11 protein-coding genes are annotated in these 13,489 nt (G+C 58.6%); 10 read left to right on the top strand and 1 reads right to left on the bottom strand.

All coding sequences use genetic code 11. From position 1 onward, the window contains the following. Positions 1-48 precede the first annotated feature (48 nt). On the top strand, positions 49-1,527 hold the full coding sequence (gene der, locus RLO149_RS14270) for a ribosome biogenesis GTPase Der (RefSeq protein ID WP_013962804.1): 1,479 nt from the start codon (positions 49-51) through the stop codon (positions 1,525-1,527). On the opposite strand, the gene RLO149_RS14265 is transcribed toward der, so the two are convergent. Next, positions 1,524-2,243 carry a tryptophan-rich sensory protein gene (locus RLO149_RS14265; protein WP_013962803.1) on the bottom strand — a complete coding sequence of 240 codons (720 nt, stop codon included), beginning with the start codon at positions 2,241-2,243 and terminating at the stop codon, positions 1,524-1,526. The genes der and RLO149_RS14265 overlap by 4 nt on opposite strands. A 113-nt stretch (positions 2,244-2,356) precedes the next feature. On the opposite strand from RLO149_RS14265, the gene RLO149_RS14260 reads away from it, so the two are divergent. From RLO149_RS14260 to dnaG, 9 genes are all read left to right on the top strand, one after another. Further along, complete coding sequence (locus RLO149_RS14260) at positions 2,357-3,487, top strand: DUF2235 domain-containing protein (protein WP_013962802.1); 1,131 nt, start codon at positions 2,357-2,359, stop codon at positions 3,485-3,487. 70 nt (positions 3,488-3,557) lie between these two features. Continuing rightward, positions 3,558-4,049: a hypothetical protein gene (locus RLO149_RS14255; protein WP_013962801.1), complete on the top strand. Its 492-nt coding sequence runs from the start codon at positions 3,558-3,560 to the stop codon at positions 4,047-4,049. A gap of 133 nt (positions 4,050-4,182) precedes the next feature. Next, positions 4,183-5,649, top strand: coding sequence for a Glu/Leu/Phe/Val family dehydrogenase (locus tag RLO149_RS14250; RefSeq protein WP_013962800.1), 1,467 nt, complete (start codon positions 4,183-4,185; stop codon positions 5,647-5,649). A 361-nt stretch (positions 5,650-6,010) separates the two neighbouring features. After that, on the top strand, positions 6,011-7,264 hold the full coding sequence (locus tag RLO149_RS14245; protein ID WP_013962799.1) for a sarcosine oxidase subunit beta family protein: 1,254 nt from the start codon (positions 6,011-6,013) through the stop codon (positions 7,262-7,264). Positions 7,265-7,304: 40 nt separating this feature from the next. Continuing rightward, a complete protein-coding gene (locus tag RLO149_RS14240; protein WP_013962798.1) occupies positions 7,305-7,574 on the top strand; it encodes a sarcosine oxidase subunit delta in 270 nt (89 codons plus the stop codon). Further along, entirely contained in the window at positions 7,571-10,498 is a 2,928-nt protein-coding gene (locus RLO149_RS14235; RefSeq protein WP_013962797.1) for a sarcosine oxidase subunit alpha family protein, read from the top strand. Before RLO149_RS14240 ends, RLO149_RS14235 begins: the two co-directional genes overlap by 4 nt. Continuing rightward, positions 10,491-11,036: a sarcosine oxidase subunit gamma gene (locus RLO149_RS14230; protein ID WP_044025360.1), complete on the top strand. Its 546-nt coding sequence runs from the start codon at positions 10,491-10,493 to the stop codon at positions 11,034-11,036. The genes RLO149_RS14235 and RLO149_RS14230 overlap by 8 nt, the downstream gene beginning before the upstream one ends. A 32-nt stretch (positions 11,037-11,068) precedes the next feature. After that, entirely contained in the window at positions 11,069-11,371 is a 303-nt protein-coding gene (locus RLO149_RS14225) for a hypothetical protein (protein WP_013962795.1), read from the top strand. An 84-nt stretch (positions 11,372-11,455) separates the two neighbouring features. Then, on the top strand, positions 11,456-13,411 hold the full coding sequence (gene dnaG, locus RLO149_RS14220; RefSeq protein ID WP_044025359.1) for a DNA primase: 1,956 nt from the start codon (positions 11,456-11,458) through the stop codon (positions 13,409-13,411). Positions 13,412-13,489: the final 78 nt, after the last annotated feature.

Raw genomic sequence — 13,489 nt, 5'->3', positions numbered from 1 at the left:
GCTTTGGGGTAAAGCGCAGGATAATCCCTGACATCCGGAGCTTTTGCCATGTCTTTCACGCTCGCCATCGTAGGGCGGCCCAATGTGGGCAAATCCACGCTGTTCAACCGTTTGGTGGGCAAGCGCCTTGCCCTCGTGGACGATCAGCCCGGCGTCACGCGAGACCTGCGCGAAGGGGCGGCGCGGCTGGCGGACCTGCGGTTCACGGTGATCGACACAGCCGGTCTTGAGGATGTGACCGACGACAGCCTTCAGGGCCGGATGCGTCGCCTGACCGAGCGCGCGGTTGATATGGCAGACATCTGCCTGTTCATGGTGGACGCGCGGGTCGGCATTACGCCGACCGATCTGGTCTTTGCCGATATTCTGCGCAAACGCGCGGGGCACGTCATTCTGGCGGCCAATAAATCCGAAGGTGCGGCGGCGGATGCCGGTGTGATTGAGGCCTATAGCCTCGGTCTGGGGGAGCCGATCCGCCTGTCTGCGGAACACGGTGAGGGGTTGAATGATCTCTATACCCATCTGATGCCATTGGCGGACGCCTACGCCGAGCGGGCTGCCGAAGATGCGCCGGAGATTGATGTCACCCTTGACGAAGACAGCGGCGACATGGAGGCAGCCATCCGCATGCCGACCGCCAATAAGCCGTTGCAGGTCGCGGTAGTGGGGCGGCCAAACTCGGGCAAATCCACGCTGGTCAATCAGATACTGGGCGAGGATCGTCTGCTGACCGGTCCCGAAGCCGGGATAACGCGCGATGCTATTTCCCTGCGTATGGATTGGGTCGGACCTGAGGGGGACGTGATCCCCATGCGGATATTCGACACGGCGGGCATGCGTAAAAAGGCCAAGGTGCAGGAAAAGCTGGAAAAACTTTCGGTCGGTGATGGTCTGCGGGCTGTGAAGTTTGCAGAGGTGGTCGTCGTGCTGCTGGATGCCGCGATCCCCTTTGAGCAGCAGGATTTGCGTATTGCTGATCTGGCGGAGCGCGAGGGGCGTGCTGTTGTCGTCGCTGTGAACAAATGGGACATTGAGGAAAACAAACAAGCTAAGCTGAAAGACCTGCGCGAAAGTTTTGAGCGGCTTTTGCCACAACTGCGCGGTGCACCCCTGGTCACGGTCTCGGCGCGGACCGGGCGGGGGCTTGATCGGCTGCACACGGCAATCCTGCGCGCCTATGAGGTCTGGAACCGCCGCGTGACCACCGCGCAGCTGAACCGCTGGCTCGCGGGTATGTTGGAGGCGCATCCACCGCCCGCACCGCAAGGCAAACGGATCAAGCTGCGGTATATGACGCAGGCCAAAACCCGCCCACCGGGGTTTGTCGTGATGTGTTCGCACCCTGATAAAGTACCCGAAAGCTACAGCCGGTATCTGGTCAATGGATTGCGGGTCGACTTTGATATGCCCGGCGCACCGATCCGTTTGTGGATGCGCGGTCAGAACGACTCCAACCCCTATAAAGGGCGCAAGAAAGCGCCGCCCTCAAAGCTGCGCAAACACACGGACGGGCGGCGTAAGGACTAGGTTTGCGTGGCGTTTCCAGCGCGCCATGCTTTCCAGACCGGCAGGATCAGGGCCAAGGCACCACCCCCGGCAAGCGCTGCAACGGTCGGGTAGGTGGTCATATTCTGCACAACGATTGCGACCAGTGCCCAGATGACGGCGATGCCATAGCTCGGGGCGCGTCGCAGCTGATTTTGCACGGCTGAGGCAATAAGTAACGCCATGAATATAAACACAAACGCAGCCGTCTCATCGCCAAGGTATCCATAGCCCGCTGCAACCAGCCCGAGGGCGACACAGCTCGCAGCACTCAGCCAGCCCGCATAAAGGCCGACCGGCCCCAGCGCCCAGCCCCGATCATCGCGTGGCGCGCGAAACAGCGCGATCAGCGCGGGGATCAACATAGCCCAGATCAGAATGGCGGCCCAGACCGGGCTGACGACAGCCACCGGCAACCAGATCGACCCGACCGCCAGTGACACACAGAGCGGGGCGCGCATGGCGTGCCACGTTGGGTCCTCGCGTCGTTTCCACAGGCCAAACCCCATCCCCAGCAGCAACCACAGATAAATGATGCCCCAGACCGCAAAGGCATAGCCTGCGGGCTGCACCGGCGGGTCCATTTGCGGAATGGGAAACTGGTCTGCGTCAAAACCGCCAAAGTCAGGCACCCAGAGGGTGGACCCTGCAAAGGTCAGGCAGAGCAGCACAGCAAGAAAGGCAATTGGTTTTGTCATCATTCATCCCTTTGCACGCGAAAACGCCCCACTGAGATTAAAGCAGCGCGCGGTGGCGTAACCGGCCCCCAGCGTTTCGAGGGTAGGTCTAGAGCTTTCATGAGGAGAAGCAAATGGCCGTGATTGCGATATTCTGCGATGGCACATGGAGCACGCTGGAGAGCGGCGCACGCACGCATGTGGCGCGACTGGCCGGGGCCTGCGCCGACTCCAAAACGCAAAAGATCATCTATGTCCCCGGCGTCGGCACCGGCAGCGGCATGGTGAGCGGGCTGGGGCGGTGGCTTTCCAAGGTGGGGGGCGGGTTTTTCGGCTGGGGTCTGAACCGGAATATCAAGATCGCCTATCTCGCCCTGTGTGAGGTTTATCAACCGGGTGACAAGATCATGATATTCGGGTTTTCGCGCGGAGCATATACCGCGCGATCCTTGGTCGGGAAGATCCGAAAATGCGGTATCTTATCCGATCCGACGCCGGAAAACCTGGCGTCCGCCTTTCGGCTCTACCGCTCACGGGGGCCACGCAATGCGCCTGATATGCCGCATGTGCGGGCCAAACGGCGACGGTTGTCGCCTGATTACGCGACCAGTGCGGTCGATGTGATCGAACGTGCCGATCACAGCTATCTGGTGCGCATCACATACCTTGGGGTGTGGGACACAGTGGGGGCGCTGGGGATCCCGAGTATGGTTCTGGGCCGTCTCGCCACCGTGTGGAATAGGCGCCATGCGTTTCATGACACGTCGCTGTCGCATCTCGTGGAACAGGCCCGTCATGCGCTGGCCTTGGATGAAAAACGCAGGCTGTTCACACCAAGCCTGTGGGATAACCTTGACCCGTCAGAGGCAGGTCCGGGGCTCAATCGCGGTGATCAGAGTGATACGCGCCACTATCAACAGGTTTGGTTTGCGGGCAATCACAGCATCGTTGGAGGCTCGGTTGCACCGCAAGGTCTCGCGTCTGCATCGCTGGGTTGGATATTTAAGGCGGCATCCGGCGCGGGGTTGGAGCTGAAGCCGGGGCATCAAATTCCGGACGCTGCGATTGACGCGGTCGCCGTGGCGCAGGACATGTACCGCCTGAACCGGTTGTACCATCTGTTTCCATGGCTTGTTGCATGGCGAGCGGGGCCGTGTGATGCCGGCAACCTGCACCCGACCGTCCGGTTGCGCGCTGTTTTGATGCGGTCCTACCGGCCAAAATCATTGCGCACGGCGCTGCCAAGGCTTTTTCGCAAGGTCTGAATCCGATTGCGCTTGTGAGGCATAGGGCTTGCACGGTAGGAACTGCGCCAGTCACAGACAAGGCGCAGGCATGGCACACCAAACCGAAGACGAAGTTCTGGCACGTGTTGCACCCTCCATGGGGCGACGTATTCTCGGGATCGGCATGCTGTCTTTTCTGGCGGTCCTCGTGATTTACGTGGCCATCGTTTCGCCGCCATCGTTGGGGTGGCAGGTGTTTTTGATCGCGCTTGGTGCGGGCTCGCTCACGGTTGCGAATGCGATGCGCAAATCGACCCGCCAAACGCTTGAATTGACGCGCACCGAACTGCGCGACGATGCGGGCACCGTGTTGGTTCGCATCGAAGATATATCATCAATCGACCGGGGGGCTTTTGCCTTCAAGCCGTCAAACGGGTTTTTACTGCGGTTGACAAAACCGCATACGCGCGACTGGCGGCCCGGTCTTTGGTGGCGCTCTGCGACGCGTGTTGGCGTCGGGGGGATGACCCCGATGCGTGCGACAAAATACATGGGCGAAATCATTGCGATCATGTTGGCCGAGCGCGAACAGAAAGACTGACGCCGATTACCCGGTGGTCACGGCAGGGATTCACGTCCCTTTAAACCGTCATCCTGTATATTTTGACGATGCCTAAAAAACTGGCAATTCCACCAGTGCGGGCATAGTGTCGCAGACATGTGACCGTCGGCGCATGTCCGTATTGCAGTTCAACAGGAGAACGAACGTGAATAACCCCGCCTCAGAGCCAAGCTTTCGCGAAAGCGTCGACCAGATGTTCAACCGGGCTGTCAGCCTCATGGATTTATCGCCCGGATTGGAAGAAAAGATCAGGGTATGCAACGCGACTTACACGGTGCGTTTTGGCGTGCGGCTGCGGGGCGAGATCAAGACTTTTACTGGCTATCGCTCAGTTCATTCCGAACATATGGAGCCTGTCAAAGGCGGCATCCGGTTTTCCCTTGGGGTGAACCAGGATGAAGTCGAAGCGTTGGCCGCATTGATGACCTATAAATGTGCCTTGGTCGAAGCGCCCTTTGGTGGTTCAAAAGGGGGACTTTGTGTCGATCCGCGCGAGTATGATCCGCATGAGATGGAGTTGATCACCCGCCGCTTTGCCTATGAGTTGATCAAACGCGATCTGATTAATCCCAGCCAGAACGTCCCGGCACCGGATATGGGAACGGGCGAACGGGAAATGGCGTGGATTGCGGATCAGTACAAACGGATGAATACGACGGATATCAATGGCAACGCCTGTGTGACTGGCAAGCCGTTGAATGCGGGGGGGATTTCCGGCCGGGTGGAGGCAACGGGGCGCGGCGTGCAATATGCCCTGCGTGAGTTTTTCCGCGACGGTGAAGGGATGAAGAAAGCCGGGCTGAAGGGATCGCTTGATGGTAAGCGCGTGATCGTTCAGGGGCTTGGCAATGTGGGCTATCACGCCGCCAAATTTCTGAACGAAGAAGACGGTTGCGACATCGTCGGGATCATCGAACATGATGGTGCGCTTTATAACCCCAAGGGTCTCGACGTTGACAAGATACGTGCATGGATTTCCAAACACGGCGGAATTGCGGGATATTCGGACCGCCATCAGGTCGCGGATGGCAACAAGGTCCTTGAGGAGCCCTGCGATATTCTGATCCCGGCCGCGCTCGAAGGGGTCATTAACCTTGAAAATGCCAAACGCATTCAGGCGCCGCTGATCATCGAGGCGGCAAATGGACCGGTCACAGCGGGCGCCGATGAAATTCTGCGCGAGAGAGGCACTGTCATCATCCCGGATATGTATGCCAATGCAGGCGGCGTGACCGTCAGTTATTTTGAGTGGGTCAAGAACCTCAGCCATATTCGATTTGGCAGGATGCAGCGGCGTCAGGAAGAATCGCGCCACCAGCTGTTGATCAACGAGTTGGAGCGTTTGTCGAGGGACAAGGAACTGAATTGGGAACTAAGCCCGAATTTCAAGGACAAGTATCTGCGTGGCGCGGATGAGCTTGAATTGGTGCGTTCTGGTCTCGATGACACGATGCGCATTGCCTATCAATCCATGGCGCAGGTCTGGCATGAGCGCGATGATGTGGAGGATTTGCGTACGGCGGCCTATCTGGTCTCGATCGGAAAAGTGGCCGCGAGCTATCAGGCCAAAGGTCTGTAGGACATCAGGCGTCTGGCTCAACGTCCAGAGCATTCCAGCCAGACGCCACCAACCCATCTAGCTTTGTCCATTGTGCTGGTCCTTTCAGGGCTAGACTATAGCCTTTGGCCGTGTGTTAGGCCGCCTTGGCCGGGCTTGATCTCGATTGATACCCGTAGTTTTCGGGCTGAAATACGCGCGATATAGGTGTGATTTACCTCGTACCCTCAATGATCCAAGGTTCTGGTTATCGTGGTCCCTGTCAGAGCCTGGGTTTGCAAAAAGCGACATGTCACGTCGTGTTCTTCCTATTACCAACCTTCTTGCGTTGTTAACCTGCCAGTGCAGCCTGTCCGCTTCAGGCGCAGATACAGAGGTTTTGATGCGGTTTTCAGGTCTGCGTGTCCTGCGCGAAGGGCTAACAGGGAATAAGGGCTGGGCGCCGCACTGGCGCGACCCTGAGCCCAAGGCGGAATATGACGCTGTCATTATCGGGGGCGGCGGGCACGGTTTGTCCACCGCATTCTATCTGGCCAAGAACCACGGCATGACCAACATCGCCGTGCTGGAAAAAGGCTATATTGGCGGGGGAAACATCGGGCGCAATACCACCATTGTCCGCGCCAACTACTACTTGCCCGGCAATCAGGAATTCTACAGCCATTCGCTCAAACTCTGGGAGGGGTTGGAGCAGGACCTGAACTATAATGTCATGTTTTCCCAGCGTGGCATCATCAACCTGTTTCATTCCGATGGGCAGCGCGATGCTTTCGTGCGGCGCGGCAATGCGATGCGCGCGCAGGGCGATGATGCAATCCTGCTGGATCGCGAAGGGGTGCGCGCGCATCTGCCTTATCTGGATTTTGAAAACAGCCGCTTTCCGATTTATGGCGGGCTTTTGCACGCCCGTGGGGGCACTGCGCGCCATGATGCGGTTGCATGGGGCTATGCGCGCGGTGCGGACGAAAGAGGCGTCGATCTGCTGCAGAACTGCGAAGTCACGGGTATCGACATTGAAAACGGCGCGGTGCGCGGGGTGCAGACATCACGCGGTGTGATCCGCGCCAAGAAGGTCGCCATCGTGACCGCCGGACGTTCTGGTCAGGTGGCCGCAATGGCTGGTATGCGACTGCCGATCGAAAGTCATGTGTTGCAGGCTTTTGTGACGGAAGGGCTGAAACCCTGCATTGACCATGTGATCAGCTTTGGGATGGGGCATTTCTATATCAGCCAGTCCGACAAGGGCGGGCTGGTTTTTGGCGGCGATCTTGATTTCTACGCCTCCTATGCGCAGCGCGGCAATCTGCCCATGGCCGAACATGTGATGGAGGCGGGCATGACCCTGATGCCGATGATCGGCAAGGCAAAGGTGTTGCGGTCGTGGGGGGGGATCATGGATATGACACCAGACGGCTCACCCATTATCGATACGACGGATACCGCCGGGCTCTTTGTCAATTGCGGCTGGTGTTATGGCGGGTTCAAGGCGGTGCCAGCGTCTGGATTCGCGCTGGCGCATCTGATGGCGACGGGCGCGCCGCATGAGACCGCGGCAGGCTTTCGCCTTGACCGGTTTCGCACAGGGCGCGGATTGATGGATGAAGAGGGCACGGGCGCCCAGCATAATCTGCACTGATGAACGAGGCTGGATAGATGCATATGAAAGGTCGTGAAAGATGAGGCTGACCTGTCCGCTGTGCGGCCCGCGAGACCGGCGGGAGTTTTGTTATCAGGGGGCGGCGCGTGCCTTGGACCGGCCCGTGCCGGATGCGGGTGCCGACGTTTGGGACGATTACGTACATCTGCGCGACAACCCGGCAGGCGAAACCAGAGACCTGTGGCATCACGAAGCAGGCTGTGGCGCATGGCTGGTCGTGACGCGCAATACAGTGACACATGACGTGACGGACGTGCGCCTCGCCCGCGATGAAAGAGCAACGCCGTGAGGATCGCGGGAAAAGGGCTGGTCGATCGCAGCACAAAGATACGGTTTCAGTTCGACGGTGTCGGACATACCGGTTTTGCGGGCGATACGGTGGCATCTGCGCTATTGGCCAAGGGCCAGCGGTTGATGGCGCGCTCCTTCAAGTATCACCGCCCGCGCGGCGTGATGACAGCCGGGAGCGAAGAACCAAACGCGCTGGTCACCGTGGGGCAAGGTGCTGCGCAGGACCCCAATGTGCTCGCGACCGTACAAGAAATTTACCAAGACCTGCAGGTGCATAGCCAGAACGCATGGCCGTCGCTGTCTTTCGATGCGATGGCGATCAACGACTATTTGTCGCCGTTTCTGGGCGCTGGTTTTTACTATAAAACCTTCATGTGGCCGCAGAGCTTTTGGGAGAAAATTTACGAGCCGGTCATCCGAAAGGCTGCTGGGTTGGGCGGGTTGAGCGGTTTGCCCGCCGAAGAGCGTTACGAAAAGACTTTTGCCTTTTGCGATGTCCTTGTGATCGGGGCTGGGCCAACAGGGTTGATGGCGGCGCTGAGCGCAGGTCGGGCAGGGGCAGATGTGATCCTCGCTGACGAAGACAGCCTGCCGGGCGGGCGGCTGAATGCTGAAACCCATACGGTTGACGGGATGCCGGGCCATGCTTGGGCGGCGGCGATCTGTGCTGAATTGGGCAGTATGCCCAATGTGCGCGTCATGACCCGCACAACTGTGACCGGGGCCTATGATCAGGGGACCTATGCCGCTCTAGAACGCTGGCCCGGTGCGCCGATGAACGGACATCCGCGCGAGACATTCTGGCGCATCGCAGCGCGCCGCACCATTCTTGCAGCAGGTGCGCTTGAGCGGCAGATCGCCTTTGCCAATAATGACCGCCCCGGCATCATGACGGCCAGTGCCGTGCGCGCCTATCTTAACCGCTGGGGGGTTGCGGCGGGAAAACGCGTTGTGGTGTTTGGCAATAACGATGATGCGCATCGCACAGCGTTTGATTTGTCTCATGCCGGGATCGAAATTGCGGCGCTGGTGGATGCGCGGGAGGATGCAGGCGTCGGCACGGCGGACTTCCCGGTAATTACAGGCGCGGTGGTCGAAGATACCAGCGGCCGACTGGGCCTCAAATCCATCAATGTCAGAACGTGCGGTGGCGTTCGGCATATCGACGCGGATTGTCTGGCGGTTTCGGGCGGGTGGAACCCGACGGTGCATCTGACATGTCATATGAATGGCCGCCCGACATGGGCGCCTGACATCGCCAGCTTTGTCCCAACGCCGGGTGCTGTTCCCGGATTGGTGGCTGCGGGCGCTTGTGCCGGCACTTTTGGCACGGCAGGGTGCCTCGCGTCGGGCGCGCAAGCTGCCGCTGAGGTCTGCAAAGCCTTGGGGCTTAAGGTCAAAACAGCAGATATCCCACCCGCAGAAGATGCCGCATATGAGATTAAACCGCTCTGGGCGGTGCCCGGTACAGGGCGGGCGTGGCTTGATTATCAGAACGATGTTTCAGTTAAGGATATCAAACAGGCGGCAACGGAAAACTTCCGGTCTGTTGAGCATATGAAACGCTATTCCACGCAAGGGATGGCAACCGATCAAGGCAAGAATTCCAACGTCACCGCCCTTGCCGTGCTGGCGGATGCGACCGGTCGCGGCATCCCTGAGACCGGCACCACGACGTTTCGACCACCCTATAGTCCCGTCGCCATTGCCGCGATGGGGGCCGGGGGGCGTGGCATGGGCTTTGCGCCGCGCCGGTTTACCACGTCGCATGCGGCAAGCGTGGCGCGCGGCGCCCCGATGATCGAAGCGGGTCTTTGGTACAGACCAAGTTATTTTCCCGCGGCGGGAGAGGCCACATGGCGCGAAGCCTGCGACCGCGAAGTACAGATGGTGCGCGATCACGTTGGCGTCTGCGATGTCTCGACCCTTGGCAAGATCGACATTCAGGGGCCAGATGCGGGCCGCTTTTTGGATTTTGTCTACACCAACACGTTTTCCACGCTTAAAGTGGGGTGCGTGCGGTACGGCCTGATGCTGCGTGAAGATGGCCATGTGATGGATGATGGCACGACCGCACGACTGGCAGAAACGCATTTTCTGATGACAACGACGACGGCGGCGGCAGGTCCGGTCATGCGGCACCTCGAATTCGTGCATCAGGCCCTGCGGCCTGAACTTGATTTGCGCTTTACCTCTGTGACCGAGCAGTGGGCGCAATTCGCCGTTGCGGGTCCGAAGTCGCGCGATTTGCTCAATGGCGTTTTGTCTGAGCCGATAGACAACACGGGCTGGCCGTTCATGTCCTGCGGCCCGGTCCGCATCGGGGATGTGGCGGCGCGGCTGTTTCGGATATCTTTCTCGGGGGAGCATGCCTATGAGATCGCCGTTCCTGCCCGCTTTGGGGCCAGCCTGTTTGAGGTGCTGGTTGCACGGGCGCAGGACATGCAGGGCGGTGCCTATGGTATGGAGGTGCTGAACGTCCTGCGTATCGAAAAAGGGCATATCACCCACGCGGAAATCCACGGGGCAACAACGGCCTTTGACATTGGGTTTGAGCGGATGATCAGCGCGAAAAAAGATTGCATCGGCAAGACCATGGCCGCCCGGCCCGGTTTGGTGGGAGCGCAGCGCAGCCAGCTTGTCGGTGTCAAACCCGTTCTCCCGGCGGATGATTTGACGGCGGGTGCGCATCTTTTTGCACGCGCAGCAGCGGCCACGCGAGAAAACGACGAAGGCTATATGACCTCCGTGGCCTATTCGCCCGCGATGGGTCACCCGATCGGCCTTGGGTTCTTGGTCAATGGCCGCGCGCGTCACGGCGAAATTGTGCGCATGGTCGATGCTTTGCGCGCAAAGGATCTTTTGGTTGAGATCTGCGCGCCGGTTTTCATTGATCCGGAAGGAGGGCGCTTACGTGGTTGAACTAAAGGCACGATCGCCGTGTTTCGACATGCTGCCTCTCAAGGTTGGGCATCTCGCGCTTGCCGAAATCAACCCAGGTGTGCTGACGTCCGTAACCCCGTTTGCCGGTCAGCAGGATGCCGTATCTGACGCACTGACGCAGGCGTATGGTCTGGCGTTTCCGGCCCCCAATCGCATGTCAGCTGCGGCCAAGGCCCGTGCGATCTGGTTTGGACTGGACGCAACCCTTTTGATTGGTCCGCCTGCTCCGTCCGGGTTGGATCGCATCGCGGGGATTACCGATCAGTCCGACGCGTGGGTTTGCGTTGACCTGTCTGGCCCCGGACACGAAGATGCACTGGCGCGGCTTGTACCGGTTGATATGCGCATCCAGAATTTTCCTGTGGGTCAGACGGTGCGCACTCTTTTGGGCCATATGAACGCCTCTATTACGCGTACAGCACAGGACGCGGTGCTGATCCTCGTTTTCAGATCCATGGCCGTCTCACTGGTGCATGACCTCAAAGAAGCTATGGAAGCCTGCGCGGCGCGCGGTTAACATGACAGACGTCACATTAAAGGAGTTCGAAAATGTTGCGTCTTACACTAGCTGCCATAATGGCCTGCACTGCGGTTCCTGCTCTGGCGGATGTGGACAAAACGGAATCCTGCGGTTTTCAGGCGCAGGTCGTTTCGGCGGTCCAGCAAGCGCGGTTGGATAAGGTCAAGGAACGCAATGTGGAAAAAACGATTCTCGCTGCAGATCCGACGTGGCCTGCGAATTACAGCAATGCGATCCCGCTCATCACGCCTTGGGTTTACGAATTGCCGATGAAACAAGTGCGCGACAATGATCTGAGCGAGATCTGGAACCAGAACTGCCTCGGTCAGTGAATGGCCTTGTGGGGTTTTGCGCTGCGTAATGCCGCGACGCTGACTCCGCTGGACTCTCTGCGTGGCTGGCCTGATAATTGAGCCATGAGCCTGCCGCCCGGATTTTTAGATGAACTGCTTTCCAGATGCAGTATTACCCAAGTGGTTGGGCGCAAAGTCATGTGGGATGCGCGCAAATCCAATCAGGGCAAAGGTGACATGTGGGCGCCTTGCCCTTTCCATCAGGAAAAAACTGCGTCTTTCCATGTGGATGACCGAAAAGGATTCTATTATTGTTTCGGCTGTCATGCAAAGGGGAATGCAATTTCCTTTGTGCGCGAAACCGAAAACGTCGGCTTTATGGAAGCGGTGGAAATTCTGGCGGGCGAGGCCGGAATGCCGATGCCAGAACGGGACCCGCAGGCGCAGCAAAAAGCGGATCGCCGCACGCAGTTGGCGGAGGTCATGGAACTGGCGGTCAACTATTTCCGGCTGCAGCTGAACACCGGTGCTGCCGCTGAGGCGCGCAACTATCTGGAGCGTCGCGGTCTGAGGTCAGAGACACTGGAGCGATGGGAAATCGGTTATGCGCCGGATCAGTGGCAAGGCCTTTGGGATCACCTGAAAGCCAAGAATGTTGAGGATGAACTGATCCTTGCAGCAGGGTTGGCCAAGCCTTCCACCAAAGGTGGCAAACCCTATGACACGTTCCGTGGGCGCATCATGTATCCCATTCGCGATGCACGCGGGCGGGCGATTGCGTTCGGCGGTCGGGCGATGGATCCGAATGATAACGCCAAATATCTCAACTCGCCCGAGACTGAGCTTTTTGACAAGGGCCGCAGCCTGTATAATCAAAAAGAGGCACGCACCGCTGCGGGCAAAGGCCAGCCCCTGATCGTGGCGGAGGGGTATATGGATGTCATTGCCCTTGATTCTGCCGGGTTTAACGCCTCAGTCGCGCCTTTGGGAACAGCCATCACCGAAAGTCAGTTGCAGATGCTGTGGCGCATATCACCCGAGCCGATTGTCGCGCTGGATGGCGATACTGCGGGGTTACGCGCGGCGATGCGGTTGATTGATCTCGCCCTGCCTTTGCTTGAAGCGGGGCGGTCCTTGCGATTTGCGATTATGCCGGCTGGGAAGGACCCGGATGATTTGCTGCGCGAACAAGGGGTTGCGGCGCTGCAAAAGCTACTCGATGAGGCCATGCCGATGGTCCAACTTTTGTGGCAACGTGAGACAGAGGGTGGCGTCTTTGACAGCCCAGAGCGCAAAGCGACCCTTGAAAAAGCCCTGCGTGACAAAGTGATGCTTATCAGGGATCCGTCGATCCAAAGCCATTATGCTCAGGCATTGAAAGATATGCAGTGGCAATTGTTTCGCCCACAGCGGAAAAATAATCCGGTCTGGCAAAAAAACAGGCGGCAATGGGGGAGCTCCCCTGCCACGCCGCTTACGTCGACCAAAGCCTCTGCACTGGCCAGCGCACAGACGATTGACGTGACCGAAGCCCTGCGTGAGGCGGTTTTGCTTGCTGCTTTCGCGACGTGCCCCTCGGTCATCGAAGACTTTGAAAGTGATCTGGAGCGCATGAACTGCACGGACCGCACCCATCAAGCGTTGCGGGACCTTCTTTTGCGCAACATGTCTGCTACGGAATCCGAAATCCGTGCCTTAGTTTCTGAAACTCTTGGGCCGAACACCCTTGAAAATCTGTTGGCCCAGAGCCATGTCGCTATCGTGCCCTGCATCCGAACGCCCGGCGATGCGGAAAAGGTCCGGATGACGGTTGCGGAAGAGTTCGCAAAGTTGAGCGCAACCCGTGGATTAAACGCAGAAATCGCAGAGGCGTCGGAAGACATGAGTGGTTTGGCGGATGAAGGGCTGACCTGGCGGCTGTCGCAAGCGGCCAAAGCAGCTGAAAATGCCCTGAAAAGTGTTCATGAGGACCGGGCAGAATACGAAACAGGTGCAAATGGGGCGCGAATCAGTCGGGATGAAAGAAACACTCTGGACGCCCTGCTGGAGTCGATTAAATCCCAAAAACCGCATGGTTAACCATATTTGAAGAGTAAAGCGTGAAATAGTGGTGCTTAACGGGTGGTCGAATCACCCAAAACGCTAGATGATTCCCTT

This window comes from Roseobacter litoralis Och 149, from assembly GCF_000154785.2.
Taxonomy (GTDB): domain Bacteria; phylum Pseudomonadota; class Alphaproteobacteria; order Rhodobacterales; family Rhodobacteraceae; genus Roseobacter; species Roseobacter litoralis.
Note: the sequence above shows the minus strand (reverse complement) of the source record. Positions and strands in the feature narration are given on the sequence as shown.